The 21524-nt window shown below is 72.7% G+C and carries 23 protein-coding genes; 14 read left to right on the forward strand and 9 right to left on the reverse strand.

From position 1 onward, the window contains the following. Positions 1 to 80 precede the first annotated feature (80 nt). The 4 genes from O2W17_RS05700 to O2W17_RS05715 all read left to right on the forward strand — a co-directional run bounded on the left by O2W17_RS05700 (position 81) and on the right by O2W17_RS05715 (position 5565). Positions 81 to 1496: a class II fumarate hydratase gene (locus O2W17_RS05700; protein ID WP_269191428.1), complete on the forward strand. Its 1416-nt coding sequence runs from the start codon at positions 81 to 83 to the stop codon at positions 1494 to 1496. 146 nt (positions 1497 to 1642) lie between these two features. Continuing rightward, on the forward strand, positions 1643 to 2959 hold the full coding sequence (locus O2W17_RS05705; RefSeq protein ID WP_269191429.1) for a citrate synthase: 1317 nt from the start codon (positions 1643 to 1645) through the stop codon (positions 2957 to 2959). 107 nt (positions 2960 to 3066) lie between these two features. Next, a complete protein-coding gene (locus tag O2W17_RS05710) occupies positions 3067 to 3258 on the forward strand; it encodes a hypothetical protein (RefSeq protein WP_269191430.1) in 192 nt (63 codons plus the stop codon). A gap of 177 nt (positions 3259 to 3435) precedes the next feature. Further along, positions 3436 to 5565, forward strand: coding sequence for a D-alanyl-D-alanine carboxypeptidase family protein (locus tag O2W17_RS05715; RefSeq protein ID WP_269191431.1), 2130 nt, complete (start codon positions 3436 to 3438; stop codon positions 5563 to 5565). Between the two features lie 19 nt (positions 5566 to 5584). On the opposite strand, the gene O2W17_RS05720 is transcribed toward O2W17_RS05715, so the two are convergent. The 9 genes from O2W17_RS05720 to O2W17_RS05760 all read right to left on the reverse strand — a co-directional run bounded on the left by O2W17_RS05720 (position 5585) and on the right by O2W17_RS05760 (position 12497). Further along, positions 5585 to 6352, reverse strand: a complete 768-nt coding sequence (locus O2W17_RS05720) for a hypothetical protein (RefSeq protein ID WP_269191432.1) — start codon at positions 6350 to 6352, stop codon at positions 5585 to 5587. Then, positions 6349 to 6696, reverse strand: a complete 348-nt coding sequence (locus O2W17_RS05725; protein ID WP_269191433.1) for a hypothetical protein — start codon at positions 6694 to 6696, stop codon at positions 6349 to 6351. Before O2W17_RS05725 ends, O2W17_RS05720 begins: the two co-directional genes overlap by 4 nt. A 302-nt stretch (positions 6697 to 6998) precedes the next feature. Continuing rightward, the gene (locus O2W17_RS05730; protein ID WP_269191434.1) at positions 6999 to 8102 is read right to left on the reverse strand and encodes a flagellar biosynthesis protein FliA; all 1104 of its coding nucleotides are present in this window, start codon (positions 8100 to 8102) and stop codon (positions 6999 to 7001) included. A gap of 71 nt (positions 8103 to 8173) precedes the next feature. Next, entirely contained in the window at positions 8174 to 8680 is a 507-nt protein-coding gene (locus O2W17_RS05735) for a hypothetical protein (RefSeq protein WP_269191435.1), read from the reverse strand. Positions 8681 to 8881: 201 nt separating this feature from the next. Next, positions 8882 to 9184, reverse strand: a complete 303-nt coding sequence (csrA, locus tag O2W17_RS05740; protein WP_269191436.1) for a carbon storage regulator CsrA — start codon at positions 9182 to 9184, stop codon at positions 8882 to 8884. A 92-nt stretch (positions 9185 to 9276) separates the two neighbouring features. Next, positions 9277 to 9726 (reverse strand): flagellar assembly protein FliW, encoded by a 450-nt coding sequence (fliW, locus tag O2W17_RS05745; protein WP_269191437.1) that lies wholly within the window; start codon positions 9724 to 9726, stop codon positions 9277 to 9279. After that, positions 9726 to 10610: a flagellar hook-associated protein FlgL gene (gene flgL, locus O2W17_RS05750; RefSeq protein WP_269191438.1), complete on the reverse strand. Its 885-nt coding sequence runs from the start codon at positions 10608 to 10610 to the stop codon at positions 9726 to 9728. Before flgL ends, fliW begins: the two co-directional genes overlap by 1 nt. Positions 10611 to 10614: 4 nt before the next feature. Further along, a complete protein-coding gene (gene flgK / locus O2W17_RS05755; protein ID WP_269191439.1) occupies positions 10615 to 12015 on the reverse strand; it encodes a flagellar hook-associated protein FlgK in 1401 nt (466 codons plus the stop codon). Continuing rightward, positions 12012 to 12497 carry a flagellar protein FlgN gene (locus tag O2W17_RS05760; protein WP_269191440.1) on the reverse strand — a complete coding sequence of 162 codons (486 nt, stop codon included), beginning with the start codon at positions 12495 to 12497 and terminating at the stop codon, positions 12012 to 12014. The genes flgK and O2W17_RS05760 overlap by 4 nt, the downstream gene beginning before the upstream one ends. A 265-nt stretch (positions 12498 to 12762) precedes the next feature. Between O2W17_RS05760 and O2W17_RS05765 the strand changes: the two genes are divergently transcribed. From O2W17_RS05765 to fliG, 10 genes are all read left to right on the forward strand, one after another. After that, positions 12763 to 13689 (forward strand): sigma-70 family RNA polymerase sigma factor, encoded by a 927-nt coding sequence (locus O2W17_RS05765; protein ID WP_269191441.1) that lies wholly within the window; start codon positions 12763 to 12765, stop codon positions 13687 to 13689. Between the two features lie 140 nt (positions 13690 to 13829). Beyond that, complete coding sequence (locus O2W17_RS05770) at positions 13830 to 15002, forward strand: flagellin N-terminal helical domain-containing protein (RefSeq protein WP_269191442.1); 1173 nt, start codon at positions 13830 to 13832, stop codon at positions 15000 to 15002. A 111-nt stretch (positions 15003 to 15113) separates the two neighbouring features. Then, positions 15114 to 16487: a flagellar filament capping protein FliD gene (gene fliD, locus O2W17_RS05775; RefSeq protein ID WP_269191443.1), complete on the forward strand. Its 1374-nt coding sequence runs from the start codon at positions 15114 to 15116 to the stop codon at positions 16485 to 16487. A 45-nt stretch (positions 16488 to 16532) separates the two neighbouring features. Next, positions 16533 to 16925 (forward strand): flagellar export chaperone FliS, encoded by a 393-nt coding sequence (gene fliS, locus O2W17_RS05780; protein WP_269191444.1) that lies wholly within the window; start codon positions 16533 to 16535, stop codon positions 16923 to 16925. After that, positions 16922 to 17278, forward strand: a complete 357-nt coding sequence (locus tag O2W17_RS05785; protein WP_269191445.1) for a hypothetical protein — start codon at positions 16922 to 16924, stop codon at positions 17276 to 17278. Before fliS ends, O2W17_RS05785 begins: the two co-directional genes overlap by 4 nt. Before the next feature lie 286 nt (positions 17279 to 17564). Further along, the gene (locus O2W17_RS05790; RefSeq protein ID WP_269191446.1) at positions 17565 to 17912 is read left to right on the forward strand and encodes a flagellar basal body rod protein FlgB; all 348 of its coding nucleotides are present in this window, start codon (positions 17565 to 17567) and stop codon (positions 17910 to 17912) included. A 2-nt stretch (positions 17913 to 17914) separates the two neighbouring features. Next, the gene (flgC, locus tag O2W17_RS05795; RefSeq protein ID WP_269191447.1) at positions 17915 to 18319 is read left to right on the forward strand and encodes a flagellar basal body rod protein FlgC; all 405 of its coding nucleotides are present in this window, start codon (positions 17915 to 17917) and stop codon (positions 18317 to 18319) included. Then, a complete protein-coding gene (locus tag O2W17_RS05800; RefSeq protein WP_269191448.1) occupies positions 18319 to 18633 on the forward strand; it encodes a flagellar hook-basal body complex protein FliE in 315 nt (104 codons plus the stop codon). Before flgC ends, O2W17_RS05800 begins: the two co-directional genes overlap by 1 nt. Further along, positions 18633 to 20222 carry a flagellar basal-body MS-ring/collar protein FliF gene (gene fliF, locus O2W17_RS05805; protein WP_269191449.1) on the forward strand — a complete coding sequence of 530 codons (1590 nt, stop codon included), beginning with the start codon at positions 18633 to 18635 and terminating at the stop codon, positions 20220 to 20222. Before O2W17_RS05800 ends, fliF begins: the two co-directional genes overlap by 1 nt. 73 nt (positions 20223 to 20295) lie before the next feature. Next, on the forward strand, positions 20296 to 21354 hold the full coding sequence (fliG, locus tag O2W17_RS05810; protein WP_269191450.1) for a flagellar motor switch protein FliG: 1059 nt from the start codon (positions 20296 to 20298) through the stop codon (positions 21352 to 21354). The last annotated feature ends 170 nt before the right edge of the window (positions 21355 to 21524 follow it).

Here is a 21524-nt window from a genome sequence, read left to right on the forward strand (position 1 = left end):
GCGGAACCGACCTCTCCCCCCACGGGTGTCTAGGGTCCCGTGCGGAGCACTGTCACCATCCACACCACCGGGAGCACAGCGTGGCCCAGCAGAACGGCGCAGCGCAGGACGGCGGGGACTTCCGCATCGAGCACGACTCCATGGGAGAGGTCCGCGTCCCCTCCTGGGCCAAGTGGCGGGCGCAGACCCAGCGTGCCGTCGAGAACTTCCCCATCTCCGGCACCCCCATCGAGCGGGAGCTGATCGGCGCCCTGGCGGCGATCAAGGGCGCGGCGGCCACCGTCAACGCCGACCTCGGCGTGCTCGACCGCTCGATCGCCGACGCCATCTCCGAGGCGGCCGGGACCGTCGCCCGTGGCGACTGGGACGAGCACTTCCCCATCGACGTCTTCCAGACCGGCTCGGGCACGTCGAGCAACATGAACACCAACGAGGTCATCGCCTCGCTGGCCACCGAGTCGCTCGGCGCGCCGGTGCACCCGAACGACCACGTGAACGCCTCGCAGTCGTCCAACGACGTCTTCCCGTCGGCGATCCACATCGCCGCCACCCGCGCCATCGTCGTCACCCTGATCCCGGCGCTGCGGCACCTGGAGGCATCGCTGCAGCGGAAGGCCGAGGAGTTCGCGGAGGTCGTGAAGAGCGGCCGCACCCACCTGATGGACGCCACCCCGGTGACGCTGGGCCAGGAGTTCGGCGGCTACGCCGCGGCGGTGCGCTACGGGGTCGAGCGGCTGGAGGCCTCGCTGCCCCGCATCGGCGAGCTGCCCCTCGGCGGCACGGCCGTGGGCACCGGCATCAACACCCCGCCCGGGTTCGCCGCGGCGATCATCGAGAAGCTGGCCGGCCAGATGGAGCTGCCGCTGTCGGAGGCCCGGGACCACTTCGAGGCGCAGAGCTCCCGCGACGCGCTGGTGGAGGGGTCGGGGCAGCTCAAGACGATCGCCGTCGGCCTGGTGAAGATCGCCAACGACCTGCGCTGGATGGGCTCGGGCCCGCGCACCGGCCTCGGCGAGATCGCCCTGCCGGACCTGCAGCCGGGCAGCTCGATCATGCCGGGCAAGGTGAACCCGGTGATCCCCGAGGCGGTGATCCAGGTCGGCGCCCAGGTGATCGGCAACGACGCCGCCGTCACCTACGCCGGCACCACCGGCGTCTTCGAGCTGAACGTGACGCTGCCGCTGATGGCGCGCAACGTGCTGGAGTCGATCCGGCTGCTGGCCAACGTCAGCCGGCTGCTGGCCGACCGCTGCGTCGACGGCATCACGGCCAACGTGGAGCAGTGCCGCACCTACGCCGAGTCGTCCCCCTCGATCGTCACGCCGCTGAACAAGTACATCGGCTACGAGGAGGCAGCCAAGGTCGCCAAGCAGTCGCTGGCCGAGCAGAAGACGATCCGCCAGGTCGTCGTCGAGCGCGGCTACGTGGAGCAGGGGAAGCTCACCGAGCAGCAGCTCGACGAGGCGCTCGACGTCCTCTCGATGACCCACCCCTGACGCCGGCCGCCGGCGGTCGGGGCCGCACGAGCCCCCGACCGCCGGCGGATGGTCACCCGGGACGCGCGCCGATGAGCACCACGCACTGCCGAAGGGCTCGCGTGACATGTGCCAAGCCGGTCGGAAGTGAGTAGCGTCCTGGCTCTATGACCGAGACAACGAGCGCCGGTGACGTAGCGAGCCCCGATGTCGCCCTGCGCTACCCCGGTGGAGAACTGCCCCTGCCGCTGAAGAGCGGAACCGAGGGTGCCGACGGCATCGACACCAGCAAGCTGCTGGCGACGACCGGCAAGGTCGCGCTGGACATCGGCTTCGTGAACACCGCGTCGTGCACCTCGGCGATCACCTACATCGACGGTGACGCCGGGATCCTGCGCTACCGCGGCTACCCGATCGACCAGCTCGCGGAGAAGTCCAGCTTCCTCGAGGTCAGCTACCTGCTGATCTACGGCGAGCTGCCGACCGCCGACCAGCTCGGCGAGTTCGACCAGCGGATCCGGCGGCACACCCTGCTGCACGAGGACCTCAAGCAGTTCTTCAACGGCTTCCCGCGCGACGCGCACCCGATGCCGGTGCTCTCCTCGGCGGTCAGCGCGCTGTCGACCTTCTACCAGGACTCGCTGGACCCCTTCGACGAGGAGCAGGTCGAGATGTCGACCCTGCGCCTGCTGGCGAAGCTGCCCACCATCGCGGCCTACGCCTACAAGAAGTCGGTCGGCCAGCCCTTTCTGTACCCGGACAACTCCTGCGGGCTGGTCGAGAACTTCCTGCGGATGACGTTCGGCTTCCCGGCCGAGCCCTACGAGCAGGACCCCGACCTGGTCAAGGCGCTGGACATGCTCTTCGTCCTGCACGCCGACCACGAGCAGAACTGCTCGACGTCGACCGTCCGGCTGGTCGGCTCCTCGCACGCCAACCTGTTCGCCTCGGTGTCGGCGGGCATCAACGCGCTGTTCGGGCCGCTGCACGGCGGGGCCAACCAGTCGGTGCTGGAGATGCTCGACGCCATCAAGGCCGACGGCGGGGACATCCCGCGGTTCGTCGAGCGGGTGAAGAACAAGGAGCCCGGCGTCAAGCTGATGGGCTTCGGCCACCGGGTCTACAAGAACTACGACCCCCGCGCGGCCATCGTGAAGTCGACGGCGGACACCGTCCTGGACAAGCTCGGCGGCAACAACGAACTGCTCGACCTGGCGCGCCAGCTCGAGGAGATCGCGCTGGAGGACGACTTCTTCGTCGAGCGCAAGCTCTACCCGAACGTCGACTTCTACACGGGGCTGATCTACCAGGCGATGGGGTTCCCGACGCGGATGTTCACCGTGCTGTTCGCCCTCGGCCGGCTGCCCGGCTGGATCGCCCAGTGGCGCGAGATGATCGCCGACCCGACCACGAAGATCGGCCGGCCCCGGCAGCTCTACACCGGCGCCACCGAACGGGACTACGTCCCCCTGGACGCGCGCTGACCGCACCTCGCTCCCGGGCCGGGTGACCCTCCGGGGTCACCCGGCCCGTCGCGTACCCCGGGGCGATCCCTACGGTGGGTGCGACCCCGCTCTCGGAAGGACCGCGCATGGCCGAGCTCCCCGACGAGGACCTCCTCGTCCTGCCGCCCATGCCGTTGGCCACCGGCCGGCTCCTGGAGCCCGACGGCGAGGGCCCGCCCGTCCGCATCACCAGGCTGGAGTTCGTCGTCTGGACCGAGGACGGCGGCGAGCTGCGCATCCCGCTCGAGCACCGGCACGGCGCCTGGTGGGCGCCCTGAGGCGTGCGCCCCGCGCCCTCCTTCCCTCCCCCGAGGTTCACCCCACCCCGAACGGGTGACTTGCCGGAACGGCCTTTTCAAGCATCTCCCACGGCGTGTCGATGGATGTGCGAGAGCTCCTGACCTCACCGGTCCCAGGAGCCCCATCCGTTCCGACGAGACCGCCCGGGGGACGCAGTGGCCGCATCGCGTACGCCCGCGCGTGCGAACTCGCCCCGGCCGGCGTCCGCGGCCCGCAGCACCGGCGGCCGCAGCGCCGCTCCCCGGACGTCCACGACCCGCACCGCCGCGCCCCGGACGTCCACGGCCCGCGGCACCGGCACCCGCACCGCCGCCGCCCGCTCGGGGGCTGCCGGCGGGAAGCGCGCGTCGGCCCGACCGCACCTGACCCCGGCGGAGGCCGCGGCGCTGCGCGAGGCGCTGGCGCTGCGCCAGGCGGCGGCCGCCCGGCCCGGGGTCACCCCCGAGCAGCTCGCCGCGGCCCGCGCGGCCGTCGCCGCACGCGCGGGTGCCCCGCGGACGAGCACGTCCCGGACCCCGGCAGGCCGGGGCCGCCCCGCCGGCGGGCGCACCGCGGTCCGCCGGCCGCCGGCCCGCGGCCGCTCGCGGACCGCGCGGCGCACCCCCCGCACCGGGACGACGTGGTCGACCCGCCTCGGCGTGATCGCGACCAGTGCCCTGCTGATCCCCGCTGCGCTCGCCCTCCTGCTGCCCGGTACCCCGGCGCCCGACGTGGCCGGCTCGGCGCTGGACCCGACCACGCTGGCGCTCACGGCGCGCAGTTCGCTGCTGGAGCAGTCCGACCGCTACCAGCGGCTGGCCGGTGCGGCCGACCAGCGGCGCACCCGGCTCGCCGACGCGCTGGCCGCCGAGCAGGCCGCCCGGGACGAGCTCGCCGTCACGCAGCTGTCGGTCGGCGCCGCCGCCGCCGAGCTGTACCGGGCCGACGCCACCAGCCGCTACCCGGTGCTGGGTCTCGACCTGCACGACGCCGGCGCGACCTCCGGCGTGCTCTACCGGCAGGCCCTGGCCGAGCGCGCCGGGGCGGAGCTGTCGGGCGACGCGGTCCGGGCGGCCCGCAGCGCCGCCCGGCTCGCGGCCGCGACCGCTCGCGTGGCCGACGCGCGTGCCGCCGTGTCGGCCGCCGAGCAGCGGGCCGCCGACGTCCTGGTCGCCGTGCGGGCGGAGGTCGGCGACCTCCCCCCCGAGGTCTCCGGCCGGCTGGCCGGCCTGGGCACCATCCCCGCCGCCGGCGCGCAGCAGGAGCGCAACGACGCGGCGACGCGGCGCTGGCAGGAGTACCTCGGCCGGCTCGCCGCCGCCGGCATCGTGCCGCCGCCCGCGGCCGCGCTGGCCGACCTCGCGGCGCTGCCGGCCGGCCTGTCGCCCGCGCTCGACCCCGACGGCCGCCCGGTCCCCGGCGTGGTCTGGGCGATCATCGGCAACGAACCGGTGACCGTGCTGCCCGCCGAGACGGTGGCCGCGGTCAGCAACGCCCTCTCCCAGCTCGGCAGACCGTTCGTCGCGGGCACCGCCGGTCCGGAGACGTACGACTGCGGTGGGTTCACCGCTGCCTCCTGGCTGCTCGGCGGGTACGCGCTGCCGGGCACCCCTGAGGCCCAGTGGGCGTCCGGCGCCGCCGTGCCGTTCCGCGACGTCCAGGTGGGCGACCTGGTGTTCTCCCCCGGCGGCCGGGACGTCGGCATCTACGTCGGCGACGGCGACGTCGTCGGCGCCTCCGCGGCGTCGTACCAGGTGGGCGTGCGACCGCTGCCGGCCGGCGCCTCGGCGGTGCGGGTGCCGGTGCCGGCCCCCGCCGGGCCGAACGCACCTCTGCCCCCAGGCGGCGGGGCGGGTACGTGCGGCGCCCCGTTGCCGACGCCGGGGCCGGCGAGCCCGCAGTGGGGTGGCTGGTCCAACGGCCGCATCCCCGCCGAGGCGCTGTGCCGGCTGGGCATCGCCGGGCACGCGCTGCGCTGCGACGCGGCTGCCTCCTACGCCCGGCTCGACGCGGCCTTCGCCGCGGAGTTCGGCACGCCGCTGCGGATCACCGACTCCTACCGGTCCTTCGGCGCGCAGGTGGCGGCCTACTACGCCAAGCCGGGGCTGGCGGCCGTCCCGGGCACGTCGAACCACGGCTGGGCCCTCGCGGTCGACCTCGGCGGCGGGGTCAACGTCGCCGGCACGCCGCAGTGGACCTGGATGACGGCCAACGCCGCGCGCTTCGGCTTCGTGCAGCCCGAGTGGGCCCGCCCCGGGGGCGAGAAGCCGGAGCCGTGGCACTGGGAGTACGGCTACATCTCCTGACCGCGGTGCCGGGAGGCGCTCAGATCCAGGGCAGGTCGACGACGCGGCGCCAGGGCAGCGTCACGCTCGCGTCGCTGGCCTGGCCGGCCAGCCGGCGCGCGACCCCGGGCCCCGCGCAGGCGACCGGCCGGTGCGGCGTCACCACGACGTGCATGTCGGGCAGGGTCAGACCCGCGCCGGTGATCCGGTGCAGCAGGAGTTCGGGGGCGACGAGCGCGGCCGAGGCGAGCACCGGCACGGTGCGGTGCGACCAGAGCGCCAGGGGCCCCTCCACCCGCAGCTCCAGGTGCACGTCGTGGGCCCGGCCGGTGGCGGCGGAGCGGACCCGGTGCAGCTCCGCCGCCCGTGCCGCCGACGACGGCGCCCACGGCACGGCGAGCTCCCCGCGCACCACGACGACGGTCCAGCCGATCGACGTCTGCCCGGCGTCGGCCCAGTCGAGCACCGCGATCCCGGCGGCGGCCGCCGCGACGTCGGTGACCGGGCGGCGGGCCACCCAGGTCCGCAGCGCGGCGGCGATGCCCGCGGCCGTACCCGGCACCCCGGCCCGGGTCATGTCGTCGGCCAGATCGGTGAGCGGCACCCGCTGGACCCGCTCGTCCTCCGCGAGGTGGAGCACGGTGCCGGCGCCCGGACGCCGCACCAGGTCCAGCTGCAGGCGCGGGGACGACAGGCGGGGCAGCAGCTCGGCCGCGACGTCGTGCAGGTCGGCCACCTCGATCGGGGCCGCCCGGAAGCGGTGCAGCAACCGGGCGGAGGGCGCGGTGCCGAAGAGGCCGGCGGTCACGCGCGCCCCCCGGTGGCGAGCAGGCCGCGCAGCCGGTCCGGCAGGCCGGGCAGGGCCAGGACGCCGGCGAGCTCGGCCGGGCTCAGCCGGACGGGCAGGACGTCCGCACCCCAGCCGGTGGCGAGCCGGACCCGGGCCGTCGACGCAGGCCAGACCGCCTCGCGGGCGGTCGCCACGTGCAGCTCGGTGAGGACGTCCTGCAGGTGGATGGCGGTGACCGGGTGCACCGTGCGGTCCCCCAGCGCGGTCCGCACGGTCTCGGCGAGCAGGTCCCGGGCGGCGGCGTCGAGCCAGTGCGGGACGAGGACCGGCACAGCCGGGTCCCCGAACGGCAGCGCGCTCACCGTGCGTCGTCCCGGTCGCGCGGTCCGGCCGCCGACGACGCCGGAGCGGCGCGGCGGCAGGTGCTCGGACTGGGCGTCACAGAGTGGATATCGGCAGGTGCAGGAGCCAACGGACCCCTCACCGGGGGCTTTTCCGGATTCGGTCCGCGCGCGGGCACGCAGGCACGCCCCGTCCCGCGCGCACCCCTGGCACCGGCCGGGCGCCACGGCACCCCCGGACGCACGAGATCCCGCGAGCCCGCACCGTCCGGAAGGGTCGGTGCGGGCTCGCGGGATCGGGAGGACCGCGGCACGGGCCGCGGTCAGTCGGCGAGCTCGGCCAGCCGGTCCTTGAGGGCCTTCTCCACCCGGTCGGCGTAGACGTTCATGTTCCGCACCGAGGTGTTGAGGTCGGCGGACAGCTGGGTCTTGGTCTGCCCGCCCCAGGTGGTGAGGTACCACGTCGCCCAGCCGAGGACGTTGGGCTGGCCGGCGCGCTGGTCGCTGCGCGCGTTCGGGTCGGGGGCGCAGGCGGCGGTGAGGGCGTGCGACAGCAGCGTCTGCTCGGCCTCCCCCATGATCTCGTCGGGCGCCTCGGAGGAGTCGGGCAGCAGGATCTCCGTCGTCTCGGGGGTGCCGTCCAGCGACTGCAGGTTACGCAGGCCGTTGAGGGTCGCGACGGTCTGGGAGTTGCGGCGCAGCGTGGCGACGCTCTGACCCATGTAGGCGGCCAGTTCCTTCTCGCTCGGCCGGCGCTGGTGCTCGGCCATGAAGGCGGCGATGGCCTTCTGCTGCTTGTGCTCGGTGTCGGCGGCCGTGCGCCCGTGCGCGTTGCGCCCCAGGTCGTGCACCCACTTGGACAGCTGGGTGGCCAGGAAGGCCCCGAACGGGACCGACTTGGTCTCGTCGTACTGGGCCACCGCCTTGAGCACCCACTCGAACACCTGCTGCCCGAGGTCGTCCGGGTCGGGCAGGTGCAGCCGGATCGTGCTCATGTTCCGCTGCAGCCGCTTGAGGCTCACCGGCCCGTAGTGCCGGCACAGGTCGGCGAGGAAGTCCCCCGGCAGGTCCCGGGGGGCGCGGCGGCGGACGCCGGTCTCGGCGCGCAGCCCGACGGTGGTCACGCCGCGCCCGGCGCACCAGGCCTTGACCCAGTCGGCGAGGACCGCGGCCGTCCCGCAGGCGCCGTCGACCCGGTAGAGGCCGTCACCCTGGTCGTAGCTGGCCGTGACGCCGTCGGGGAGCTCCCGGCGGAACTCGTCGAGCGGCAGTTCGTGGTCGACCCGGAAGTGCACCCGATCGCGCGGGGTGATGGGCGCCAGCGCCCACCCCTCGGCCTCGGGGATCCCGCCGAACACCAGGGGCTGCCGGTTGCGGGCGCGGTCGTCTGCGGTCGGAGGGGTCGAGGACGGGGTGCGGTCGGGCATCGGAACTCCAGGCACTACGGGGAAGAAGAGGTGCCGGATACGCCGGCTCCGGCGTACCGCGCGGAAGGCCGTCAGGCCGGGATGCGCTCCCCCGGACCGGGGAGGCGCGGCGAGGGGATGGGCGAGTGGGCCACCGACGAGCCGGGCAGCGCGTCGAGGGCGTCGACGGGGAGCGCGTCGGCGCGCGCGACGCCCGCGGTGACGTGCTCGAGGAGCGTCGTGGCGGCGGCGCGCTCGGCGCCGCTGGGCTCCGCGGTGTAGACCGGCATGTGGTCGTACAGCGAGGTGAACAGCGCCGAGACGAAGGCGTAGGCCGCCTGCGCCTGCGGCGAGAACCGGGCCACCGCGGTGCGCGGGCCGAGGTCGACCCCGACCGTCACCCGGACGACCCGGTCGTCCTTGCTCAGCCCGGTGACGGCGAAGACCACGTCCTCGTGCTCGGCCGCCAGCGCCGCGAGCGCTGCGAGGCACTTGCGGGTGGAGCCGCGGCGCGGCCGCAGCTGCACGTGGACCACCACGGACTCCTGCTCACCAGTCTGGTCGCCGGCCGCTGCTGCGGTGATTGCGTTGCGTGCCATCTTGATCGCCCCCTGTCACTTGCTTGGGGAGAAATCTGCCGCATGCACGCGCTGAACTCGGCACACAACTCGCTGTGTTTGACGCAGTTGTCGGGCCGACTCTTCGGCAATAGTTGCCCGTGTCGCGCCCGATCACGACCGTCGGGCCGTCAGATTGGCACGGACTGCCGAGGGACGCCCCCCGGCAGCCGTGCACATCTGTCAGTCGCCGGGACGCCCCGCCTCGACCGGGCCCGGGCTCTCGGCCCCGACGCCGTCGGGAGTCGCGTCCGGCAGGGCCGTGGGCGCGAACGCCGCGAGCGCGCCGAGCGTGTCCGCGGTGACCTGCGCGGCGAGGAGGTTGGCCTCGGCGATCTGCCGGTAGACCTCCTCGCGGTGGATGGCGACCGCGCGGGGGGCCTTGAAGCCCAGCCGCACGGTGCCGCCGCGTACCTCGACGACGTGCACCTCGATGTCGTCCCCGATGCGGATCGTCTCGCCGACGCTGCGGGTGAGTGTGAGCACGTGTACCCCTCCATGGGTGTGTGGTGGCCGTCCGTGGCGGTGCCCGCGGGCGCGGGCACGGGAAGCGCGTCCCTGACGCGGTTCCGCTGAGGTTATCGGCGCAGGCGCCGCCGGAGGGGAAGGGCGCCGTCGTTCTGCACGACCTGGCGCGCCCGGTGCGTCGCGGGGGCGACGACGACCGGTGCCCGCAGGTTCGCCGTCGCCTCGGCCGCGTCGCCACCGGGCACGCTCACCAGGCAGTAGACCCGGGCGTCGGCCACGTCGGCCAGCCCCAGCTCCACCTGCACCGCGGCCGGGACCACCGGCGCGTACCCGGGGAAGAACTCCCGCGCCGGCACCGCGAGGAACCGGGGGCCGTCGGGGGCGACCGCCTGGAGCCAGAAGAGCAGCCCGGCGCCGTCCCCGGCGACCAGCACGTAGTCGGAGTGACGGGGGAACCCCGGCAGCGGCTCGGCGAACGACAGCACCTGGACCGGGGGCGGAGCCGGTGCCGTCGTCATCATCGGGGCCGTCGCGGGGCTGCCGGCGAGGGTGGTGGTCATCAGCGCAGGTAGTCGAGCAGCGTCGGGGTGATGGCCTTGGCGGTGGCGGCGAGGGCCGACTCGTACGCCGTCTGCTGCATCTGCAGCTTCATGATCGTGTTCGGCAGGTCGATGTTCTCGACCTCCGCCAGCCGGGTCTGCAGGCTGATGTCCTGGTCGACGTTGATCTGGCCCTCGCGGTCGATCCGCGCCGAGCGGGCGCCGATGTCGGCGACCGCCGACTGCATCCCCTGCGCCAGCGCGTCGAGGTCGGCGAGGTCGGTCTCCAGGGCGGCGGGGTCGGCGGTCAGGTTGCCGGCGATGCGCCCGACGACGGCGAACAGGTCAGCGCCCGCCGGGCCGAAGGCCTCGGGCCCGTTGACGTCGATGCGGACGCTCTCGGTGGCGGAGACCCGGCGGGACACCTCGGCGCCGGCGAGTCCCAGGTAGGCGCCGGTCGTGGAGTCGTAGGCCTGCTGACCGGCGGTGATCCCGCCGAACAGCGGCCGGCCCGCGACCGTGGTGTTGGCCAGCCCGAGCAGGCTCTCCCGCAGTGACGCGGTCTCCGTGGCCAGTGCCTGCCGGGCCGTGTCGGACATGGCGCCGGTGTTGGAGCCCTGGACGGTCAGGTCCCGGACCTTGCGGGTGACGTCCAGCATCTGCTGCAGCGTCGAGTCGGTCTGGTTCAGCCAGCTCTGCCCGTCGGAGATGTTCCGCGCGTACTGGGCGACCGCCTCCTGGTCCGCCCGCGTCTGCATGGCGCGGTTGGTGCCGGTCGGCGAGTCCGAGGGAGCGCTGAGCATCCGGCCCGAGGTGAGCTGCTGCTGGAGCTTGCCCAGGGCGTCGAGGTTGGAGTTGAGGCCCTGCAGGCTGGTGAGCGCGACGGCGCGCTGGGTGATCCGCACCGGGTCAGCGCCCGACCAGGCCGGTGCGGTTGATCAGCACGTCGAGCGACTCGTCGATCGCGGTGATCATCCGCCCCGCGGCCGCGTAGGCGTGCTGGTAGGAGAGCATGTTGGTGAGCTCCTCGTCGAGGTTGACGCCGGCGACCGAGTCGCGCGCCGCGTCCACCGTGGTCGTGATGCTGCCCTGGATGGCGAGGTTGCGCTGGGACACCGCCGACTGGACACCCAGCTCGACGATCATCTTCCGGTAGCCGGCGTCGACGCCGGTGACCGAGTTCGCCAGCTGGGCGATCGCGTCGGCGTTCCCGCGGTCGAGGTTCGGGGTGCCCGGACCCACCGACGACGCCGCGATGCGGCTGGGGTCCTTGACCACCACGGAGATGGTCGACGCCGTGATCGGGCCGCCGGAGGAGCCGAGGATCGCCGTGCCGGCGTGGCCGTAGAGATCGAAGCCCCCGGAGTGCGCCTCGTTCAGCGCCGTCGCCAGGGTCGTCGCGATGCCGTCGAGCTGGACGCGGTAGCCCGGGACGATCGTGTTCAGCGTGTTCAGCTGTCCGGCGGCCGTCCCGCCGACACGGACGGCGAAGTCGCCGACCGCGGTCACGATCCGCAGCGGGTCCCCGGCGGTGGCGTCGGGGTCGGTGGACCCGGCGAGGGCGAACTTCGTGGCCGAGCCGGCCGAGACCAGGCTCATGCCACCGACGACGACGTCGAGCACGCCGTCCTTGCCGTGCCGGACGGTGGCCCCGACCCGGTCGGCCAGCTTCATGACGAGGAGGTCACGCTGGTCGGCGAGGTCGTTGCTCGGCAGGTTGCTCTGGGTGGCCCGCTGGATGGCCACGTTCAGCTCGGCGATGTTCTGCGCGGCAGCGTTGACGTCGTCGACGAGGACCGCGAGGTTGTCCCGGGTCTGGTCCCACTGCCCGCCGAGCTGCTGCTGGCTGAAGCGCAACCCGCCGACGAGGGTCTCCAGGCGCTTGAGGACCTGGCCGCGGGCGGCTGGATCGCTGGGCGTGTTGGCGACGTCCTGCCAACCGCTCCACATCTCCGACAGCATCTTCTGGATGCCGGTGTCGCCGGGCTCGCGGAACGCCTGCTCGACCAGCCCGTAGGCGTCGGTCTCGGCAACCAGCTGCGCCTGGTTGGCGTGCTCGGTGTGCCCCCGGCCTTCCAGGAAGGAGTCGCGGATGCGCAGCACCTCGGCGGCGCTGACGCCCTGGCCGATGCCCGTGCTGGTCGAGAAGAAGGCCGGCACGGTGCTGCCGCTGATGGCGGACAGGTCCACCCGCTGGCGCGAGTAGCCGTCGGTGTTCACGTTGGCGATGTTCTGGCCGGTGACGTCGAGGCCGCGGCGCTGGGCCCACAGCGAGGTGGTGGCCGTGTTGAGCCCACTGAAAGTGCTCACAGGGCGCCGTCCAGGGTCACGGCACGGTGGCTGCCGTCGGAGTGCCGGCCGGACGAGCCGTAGGTGCCGGCCGAGGGGGTGCGCACCTGCAGCAGGGCGTCGCCGATGGCGGCCAGCCCGCCCTCGATCAGCTCGCGGTTGGCGTCGGAGAGGCTGCGCAGCTCGGTGACCAGGACCAGCAGGGCCTCGTGGTGCTTGGCGTAGAGGTCGTTCCACGGGGCGGGGGCGACCTCGGCCACCTGGCGGAGCGAGGGGTTCGACTCGATGCCGAGCTTCTGGGCCAGGGCCTCGGTGGCCGCGGCGCGCTCCACCTCGAGGGTGCGCAGCTGGTCGAGGACCACCTCGATCTCGTGGGCGATGCGCTGCAGCCAGCGGGTCTTGCCCGTGAGGATGAGGTACTGCTTCTCCTCGGCCTTGAACAGCAGCAGGTCCAGGAGCTCCTGCTCCCGCCACAGCAACGTCGACAGGTGCTGGTAGTCCACGTGTCCACCGCCTTCCGTCGTCTCACTCGTGCTCGCTCGCGCGGTCCCGGGCCGCAGCTCCGGGGCGTCCGCCGTCGGACCTGGCATCGGCACCCCTTCGGAGGGGGTTGAGCCGAAGCTCCGAACTGGCGCTCAAGTTCGGCAGGTTTTGTGCCGACGGGTGGTGCCGACCCCGGCGCCGCCCGCCGAGAAGTACGACGTGACCCCAGTCCGTGCCCTCGCGACCGAGCGACCCCTGCGTGAGCGGTCGGCGCATGACCGGCCGTTGCACGAACGCCCCCAGAACGGCCGGGTCCCGAACCCGGTCAAGGGGCGGTCCGCGCGGGAGGTCGACGCGCTGGTGACCGAGCACCTCCCGCTGGCCGCTTTCGCCGTCAACGCCGTCGCCTCCCGGATCTCGCTGCCGAGCCACGTGAGCCGGGACGACCTGCTCTCCTGCGCGCACGTGGCCCTGGTCGAGGTGGCGCGCCGGTTCGACCCGGCCGCGGGCGCCTCGTTCGCCACCTACGCCCTCGCGCGGCTGCAGGGCGCGGTGCTCGACGAGCTGCGGTCCGGCGACTGGGCCAGCCGATCGGTGCGCGCCGCGGCCCGGCGGACCGACGCCGCCGCCGACGCCCTGACGATCAGCCTCGGCCGGCCCCCTACGCGGGAGGAGCTGGCGCAGAGCCTCGGCCTCGCGCGCAGCGAGCTCGACCACCTCCAGGTGGACGTCCACCGGGCCGTCATGGTCAGCATCGACGCCGAGGTCGGCCCCGACGGAGCCTCCCTCGACCTGCCCGACACCGGGGAGTCCCCCGAGCGCGCAGTCCTGCGCGGCGAACGCGCCCGGCACCTGCACGAGGCGATCCGGGCCCTCCCCGACCGGCTCGACGAGGTCATCGAGCGCAACTACTTCGGTGATGAATCACTGACCGACATCGCGGAAGACCTGGGCGTGACGCTGTCGCGGGTCTCGCAGATGCGCGCCCGGGCGCTGACCCTGCTGCACGCCGCCATGGGCGAGACGTGGGAGGGCACGCCCGTCGCCGCCACCGGCGGGGTGCGGGCGCGCAACCAGCAGCGGAGCTACCTGGACCGGCTCACCGGCCGGGCCGGTCGTGCCCTGCCGTCGTCGATACCGGCGCCGCCACCGCCCCGGGCCCGCGCCGGCGCGTGGATCACCCCCGAGCGTGCCGCGGCCCGACCCGCCTGAGGGATACGCGGCCGAGAAAAAATTTCGTTCGCCTCAAGTCCCAGCGGCCCCAGGCCGAAACCCGTTGTGCGACACCAGCACGGCCCGCAGCACGGATGCAGCGGGAACACCCAGTACGACCCCGTCCAAGGAGGATCACCATGGGTCTGCGCGTCAACAACAACATCGCGGCACTCAACGCGTACCGCAACCTGTCCGTCACGGACAACCAGATGTCGAAGTCGCTGGAGAAGCTCTCCTCCGGTTTCCGCATCAACCGCGCCGCCGACGACGCGGCCGGGCTCGCCATCTCGGAGGGCCTGCGCTCGCAGATCGGTGGCCTGAAGGTCGCCGTCCGCAACACCCAGGACGGCGTGTCGGTCGTGCAGACCGCTGAAGGTGCGCTCACCGAGACGCACAGCATCCTGCAGCGCATGCGCGACCTGTCGGTCCAGGCCAGCAACGCCGGTGGTCTGAACGACGACGCCAAGGGCAACATCCAGTCCGAGATCAGCCAGCTGAAGAGCGAGCTGACCCGGATCGCCGACACCACGACGTTCAACGGCACCAAGCTGCTGGACGGCAGCTACGCGGGGAACTTCCAGGTCGGCGCCAACGCCGGCGAGAAGATCACCGTCAAGGTCGGCACCGACATGAGCGCTGCTGGTCTCAAGATCGATGGCCTGGACGTCACCCTGGCTGCCGCAGCCGACGCTCTCACCGGCGCGGTCGGCACCGCGGCCAGCCACAACGGCACGACCGGCACCGCCGGTGTTGCCACCGTGGGCGCCGCGAACAACTACACCCTGGCCGAGAGCTTCGACAAGCTCAACGGCACGATCACGGTCGGCGACAAGAGCCTTGATCTGTCCACGGTGAAGTTCGCGGATGGCTCGACCGCTGCCCAGCGGACGACGGCCATCCAGACCGCGCTGACCGACGCCGGTGTCGGGGCAACGGTCGCCAACACCGCTACTGGTCTCACGTTCACGACCGCGGCCCCCACCTCGGTTGCCGATGTCCCGAACAAGACCATCAGCTTCGCGTCGGCTTCGGGTGCGGACCTGGCCATCACGCAGCTGGATGAGGCCATCAAGACGGTGTCGACGACCCGCGCGGACCTCGGTGCGCTGCAGAACCGGTTCGACCACACCATCAACAACCTCAACGTCACGGTCGAGAACCTGACCGCGTCGGAGAGCCGCATCCGGGACGCCGACATGGCGCAGGAGATGGTCCAGTTCACTCGGAACCAGATCCTGTCCCAGGCCGGTACCTCGATGCTCGCGCAGGCCAACCAGGCCTCGCAGGGCGTTCTCTCGCTGCTCCGCTGATCTCAGCTGAGTAGCTGAGGGAGTACCTCAGCACCACCCGGGTGAGGGGGGAGGCCCTGCGGCCTCCCCCCTCACTCACACCCAGCCCATCCCCGGACCAGGAGGAACCGCATGGCAGGCATGAGCGTCGACGGCCTCGTCTCCGGGCTGGACACCACGAACCTGATCAACCAGCTTGTGGCGGCCGAGGGAGCGTCTCAGGCGGCCCTCAAGACGCGGCTGACCGCGACGGGCAACACAGCGTCGGCCTACCGCACGGTCAACACCACGTTCCTGGCGATCACCGCCGCGGCCGAGGCCGCGCTCAAGCCGAATGCCTGGACGCCGACCAAGGCTTCCAGCTCGTCGTCGAGCGTCGCCGCCACCGCGACCACCGGCGCTCCGACGGGCTCCCTGACGTTCACGGTCGTGGGCGTCGCCAGCAGCCACGGCGTCCTGAACCGCGGCACCACCGCGTGGGCCGCCCCCTCGGCGGGCTACGGCGCTTCCAGCATCGAGGTCCGCGACGACGCCGGCGCCGTCAAGGGGTCGATCGCCATCGGCGGGAGCCAGACGCTGGCCGACGCCGCCGCTGCCATCAACGCCGACAAGACGTTCGGTCTCAGCGCCGCGGTCGTGCAGGTGCGCGACGGCGCGACCCCCGAGTACGTCCTCCAGGTGACCAGCAAGGCGACCGGCGCAGACAGCCGCTTCTCACTGGGTGGGGCAGGCACCTTCGAGACGACGGCACTGGGCGCGAACGCGGAACTCAAGATCGGCGGGCAGGGCGGGGCCACCAGCTACTCCGTCTACTCCTCGACCAACGTCTTCGACAAGGTCATGCCGGGCACGACGCTCACGGTCACGAAGGCGGAGGCCTCCCCGGTGACGGTCTCGGTCGCCAGCGACCCCGACGCGGTCGCCGGCAAGGTGCAGACGATGGTCGACGCGGTGAACGCCGCCATCAAGACGGTCAAGGACTACACCAACAACACCAAGGGCAGCACCGCAGCCCTGCGTGGGGACTTCTCCGTCACCCAGCTGGCCGGTCGTCTCCTCGATGCGGTCTCCAGCGCCGTCGGCGCCAGCGGCTCGCCCGCCCAGGTGGGCTTCTCGCTGACCAGGGAGGGGACGGTGACCTTCAAGAAGGAGACCTTCCTTGCCGCGCTGGAAGACAAGCCCGAGCTGGCCAGCAAGCTTGTCCTCGGCACGCCGGAGACCACCAGGGCCGACGGCGCTGTGGTCAAGGCTGCGCCCGGCATCGCCGCTCGGGTGCTCGAGGTCTCGAAGTCCGCGTCCGACGTCACGACGGGCACGCTCGTCGCGCTGGCCAAGGGCCAGGACGCCCAGGCCGAGGACATCGAGGGACGCATCGAGGCCTGGGACCTGCGGCTGGAGAAGCGCCGCGAGATGCTCACCCGCCAGTTCACCGCCATGGAGACCGCGCTGAACTCCCTCAAGAACCAGTCGACGTGGCTGGCCGGCCAGCTCAGCGCGATGGGCTGATCCCGCTCCCTCCCGCACCGCCCCCTCGTCCCAGGAGTAACCCCGATGAGTGCCGCCTCCCTCCGCGCCCGCTACCTCGGCGACACGGTCGCGACCGCGTCGCCGCAGCAGGTGCTGGTCATGCTCTACGACCGGCTGGCCCTCGACCTCGAGCGGGCCCAGCTCGCCGTGGCCGCCGGTGACCGCCAGGAGGCCAGCGAGCAGCTGCAGCACGCGCAGGCGATCGTCTACGAGCTCCTCTCCAGCCTGCGGGTCGACGTCTGGGACGGCGGCCCCCGGCTGGCCTCCCTTTACAACTGGCTGATCAGCGAGCTGGTGCAGGCGAACATCAAGCTCGACGGCAACCGCATCGCGTCCTGCCGCCAGGTGGTCGAGCCGCTCCGCGACGCCTGGCGCCAGGCCGCGGCGTCCCTGGCCGGCTCGGCCTCGGCGTCATGACGCCGTCCCGGGACACGCCCGGGGACGGCGCGCCGCAGCCCGTCGACTGGACCACGGTGCTCACCCACCTCGAGGGCGAGGTGGTCGCCGCGGAGCACACCATGGCCTCCGGCCGCGCCGACGAGATCGCCTCCTGGGGCCGCCGCATCGACGACTGGGTGCCGCCCTCCAGCCTCGGCCCCCTGCCCGACGACCTGCGCGAGCGCGCCGCCGCGCTGCTGCAGCACCAGCTCGCCGTCGCCGAGGAACTGGTCGAGCGGATCATGCAGTCCCAGCGCCAGCGCGATCTCGCCGCCCGCATGTCCTACGCCCCCAGCCGGCCCGTCGCCTCCTTCGTCGACCGGGCCCTCTGACGCCCAACCCGCCCGCCTCCCGGCCGGTCACCGCGCTCCCGCGGTGGCCGGCCGTCGTGCTTCCCGCCCGGCTCGTCCGTCACAACCGTCCCCCGCACCCCTCCTGACCGCCGCTCCCCTCCTGTCGGGGAACGGCGGTCAAGCCCCGCGCCGGCGGTGCCGATGAGGCTTGTGCACGGAGAGCACCACCATCGCCACGGATCGGCGGCCCTGCACTCGTTCGCGAGTGTCTTCCGCGTACCCGGAGGTCGATCGTGTCCTGCTCCACCCGCCGGGGATCCGCTCGATGATCCCCGACGCCACCTCGACGGTCCTGAAGGCGGCCCTCGCCGGGCTCGCACAGCGGCAGCGCGTCACCGCCGACAACATCGCGAACGTCAACACCCCCGGCTTCCTCGCCGGGCGGACCGACTTCGAGACGTCGCTGCGCGGGGCCGTCCGGAGCGGTTCCACGCCGGTGATCTCCAGCGGCACCACCGCCCGCTCGCTCGAGCCGACCAACACCAACGGCAACAACGTCAACCTGGATGCGGAGACCGTCATCGCCACCGAGACCGGGCTGCGCTACCAGCTGGCCCTCAACGCGCTGGACGGCCGGTACAACTCCCTCCGCACCGCCTTGAGGACGTCCTGACCATGAGCATGTTCCAGGCCCTGAGCATCTCCCAGTCCGGGCTGATGACGCACCGGAAGTGGCTCGACGCCGTCTCCGACAACATCGCGAACATCAACACGGTCCGGCGGACCGACGAGGACGCCTTCCAGGAGCGGCTCGTCGTGGCCCAGGCCGTGGACTACGGGACCGGCGAGGGCGGCGTCCGCGTGGCCCGCGCGGAGTTCGGCGACCCCGAGGGCCGCATGGTCTACCAGCCCGACCACGCGCTCGCCGACGCCGAGGGCTACGTCAAGTACCCCGACATCGACCTCGGGGACCAGATGACCCACATGATGATGGCGCAGCGCGGCTACCAGGCGAACCTCGCCGTCGTCGAGCGGGCCACCACCGCCTACCAGGCGGCGCTGCAGCTCGGGAAGCGCTGATGACCATCCCGCTCGGCGGCATCCCGCCGGTCGGCATCGGTGCGGTCACGGGGGTCGCCGGCAGCACCCGCGGCACTCCCGCCGCCGAAGGCGCCGACGGCTTCGCCGCCGTCCTCGCCTCGACGTTCGACAAGCTCCAGGCCACCCAGTCCGTGACCGCGGGAAAGGCCGTGCAGGCCGCCACGGGCGACCTGAAGGACGTCCACGACTACATGATCGCCAGCGCTGAGTCCGGCGTGGCGACCGAGATGGTCGTGACGATCAAGAACCAGGCCGTCGCGGCGTTCAACGAGATCATGAGGATGCAGATCTGATGAAGTCGGCACTCGCCGGAACGCTGGAGCGTGCCCGCTCCACGTTCGACACGGTCAGCCTCGGGCAGAAGGTCGTCATCGGCCTGCTGCTCGCCGGGCTCACCCTCGGCGGCGTCTTCTTCGTCACCTGGATCACCACGCCGACCCAGGCCCCGCTGTTCTCCAACCTCGCCGCCGCCGACGCCTCGGCGATCGTCGACGAGCTGAACGCCCAGGGCGTCGCCTACGAGCTGGCCGACGGCGGCGGCACGATCATGGTCGCCAAGGACGCGGTCTACGACCTGCGCCTGGCCATGAGCGGCAAGGGCCTGCCCGCCGGCCAGGACACCGGGTACGCGCTGCTCGACGAGCAGGGCATCACCACCAGCGAGTTCCAGCAGCAGGTCACCTACCAGCGCGCCCTGGAGGGCGAGCTGGCCAACACCCTGAAGGCGCTGGCGGGCGTCAACTCCGCCGTCGTCCACGTGGCGCTGCCCGAGGACGAGGTGTTCGTGACCGACCAGGCCGAGCCGACCGCGTCGGTCCTGCTCGACCTGACGCCGGGCACCACGCTCTCCGGCGAGCAGATCCAGGCGGTCACCAACCTGGTCTCCTCCAGCATCCAGGACATGGACCCCGACCAGGTCACCGTGGCCGACTCGACCGGTCAGGTGCTCTCCGCCGCCGGCACCGGCGTCACCGCGGCCGCCGGCGACGCCCGCTCGCAGGTCGAGCAGGAGTACGAGAACCGCCTCTCGGCCAGCGCCCAGAAGATCCTCGACTCGGTCGTCGGGCCGGGGCGCTCCGTCGTCTCCGTGCGCGCCGACGTCGACCTCTCGGAGCGCAGCACCACCTCGAAGACGTACACCTTCGACGAGGAGGTCCCGCCGATCTCCGAGCAGACCACCGTCGAGGAGTACACCGGCGGCGGCGCCCCGGTCGGCGGCATCCTCGGCCCGGAGAACATGCCCGACGCCGCGGGGATCGCGGGCGGCGAGTCCACGTACAACAAGGAGTCCACGACGGCCAACAACGCCGTCGGGGAGACCACCGAGGTCGTGCAGGGCGCCCCCGGTGAGCTCAACCGGCTCACCGTCTCCGTCGTCATGGACGACGCCGTCGCCGGCAACCTCAACCAGCAGCAGATGACCCAGCTGATGGTCACCGCCGTCGGCCTCGACGAGGCCCGCGGCGACGACATCACCGTCGCCTCGCTGCCCTTCGACGCGACCGCGGCCGAGAACGCCGCCGCGGCCATGGAGGCCGCCCGCGAGGCCGAGGCGAACGAGCAGATGTGGTCGATGATCCGCACCGGCGGCATCGCCGCGGGCATCGCGCTCGTCGTCCTGATCGTCTGGCTGCGCTCGCGCCGCCAGGTGGAGGACGAGGAGGACTACGAGCCGCTCGAGCTCGACGACGACATGCTGGCCGAGCTGGACCGCCTGCGGGTGGCCAGCACGCGCGAGGAGGTCGCGGTCGACAACGCGGCCATGGAGCTCGAGGCGGCCGAACGGGCCAAGGTGCGCGGGGAGATCTCGGCGATGGTCAGCGAGCGCCCGGACGAGGTCGCGGCCATGCTGCGCGGCTGGCTGAGCGAGAACAAGTCGTGAGCGAGCTCGCGAGCTCAGGAATGAGCAGAGCACCCATGGGCATGCGGACGCCGAGCGCCAGCGAGGTGATCGCATGACCCTCGCCAGCATCCCCACGGCACCCGGCTCGGCCGTCGCCGTCCCGCCGCGCCAAGAGCTGCCCGGCCTGCGCAAGGCCGCCGTCTTCCTCGCCCAGATGAGCAAGGAGGAGGCCGGCGTCCTGCTGGCCCAGCTGCGCCCCCGCGAGGTCGAGGCGCTGACCCGCGAGCTGATGAAGCTCGGCTCGGTCGAGCTCGACGACGTCGACGGCGTCATGCGCGAGTTCCACGGCCTGATGACCGCCCAGCACTTCGTCGGTCGCGGCGGTGTCGAGTTCGCCCGCGAGATCCTCGCCGCAGGGCTCGGCCAGGACAAGGCCGAGGGCATCCTGTCCCGGCTGAACGTCGTCTACACCGAGGTGCCCTTCGCCTCGCTGCGCAACGCCGACGTCCGCCAGCTCGTCACCTTCCTCAAGGACGAGCACCCGCAGGTCATCGCACTGGTGCTCGCCCACCTCACGGCCGCCCAGTCCGCGGAGGTGCTCTCGGGCTTCGCCCCGGAGCAGCAGGCCGAGGTCGCGCACCGCATCGCCACCATGGACCGCACCTCACCCGAGATGGTGCGGCTGGTGGAGGAGGAGCTCGGCCGCCGGATGGGCTCGATCCTGGCGCACCAGGACATGACCACCGTCGGTGGCGTCGAGACCCTCGTCGAGATCATCAACCGCTCCCCGCGGCCGACGGAGCGCTCGATCCTGGAGTGGCTGGACACCAGCGACCCGGAGCTGGCCGAGCAGGTCCGCGCGCAGATGTTCGTCTTCGAGGACATCGTCACCATCGACGACCGCTCCCTGCAGCTGGTGCTGCGCGAGGTCGAGGCCAACGACCTGGCCACCGCGCTCAAGGGTGTGCGGCCCGACGTCCAGGACAAGATCAAGCGCAACCTCTCCGAGCGTGCCGCCGAGAACCTGTCCGAGGAGATCGAGCTGCTCGGCCCGGTGCGCACGCGCACCGTCGAGGAGGCGCAGGCCAAGGTCGTCGCGGTCATCCGCACCCTCGAGGAGCAGGGCGTGCTGACCATCAACCGCGGTGGGGACGATGACTTCGTTGCGTGACGACAGCCTCGGGAGCATCGCAGCGAGGCCGGCGCCGACAGGGAGCGAGCATCGCAGCGAGGAACGAGCGAGGAGCGGAGCGACCGCGGAGGCGCCGTGGGTCGTCGAGCGAGGAGCGGACCGGGGCGCGGAGTCACGCCCATGGGCACTGCGTGAGGGCGCGATCCTGC

The sequence above is a fragment of the Blastococcus sp. VKM Ac-2987 genome (genome assembly GCF_026967805.1).
Lineage (GTDB): Bacteria > Actinomycetota > Actinomycetes > Mycobacteriales > Geodermatophilaceae > Blastococcus.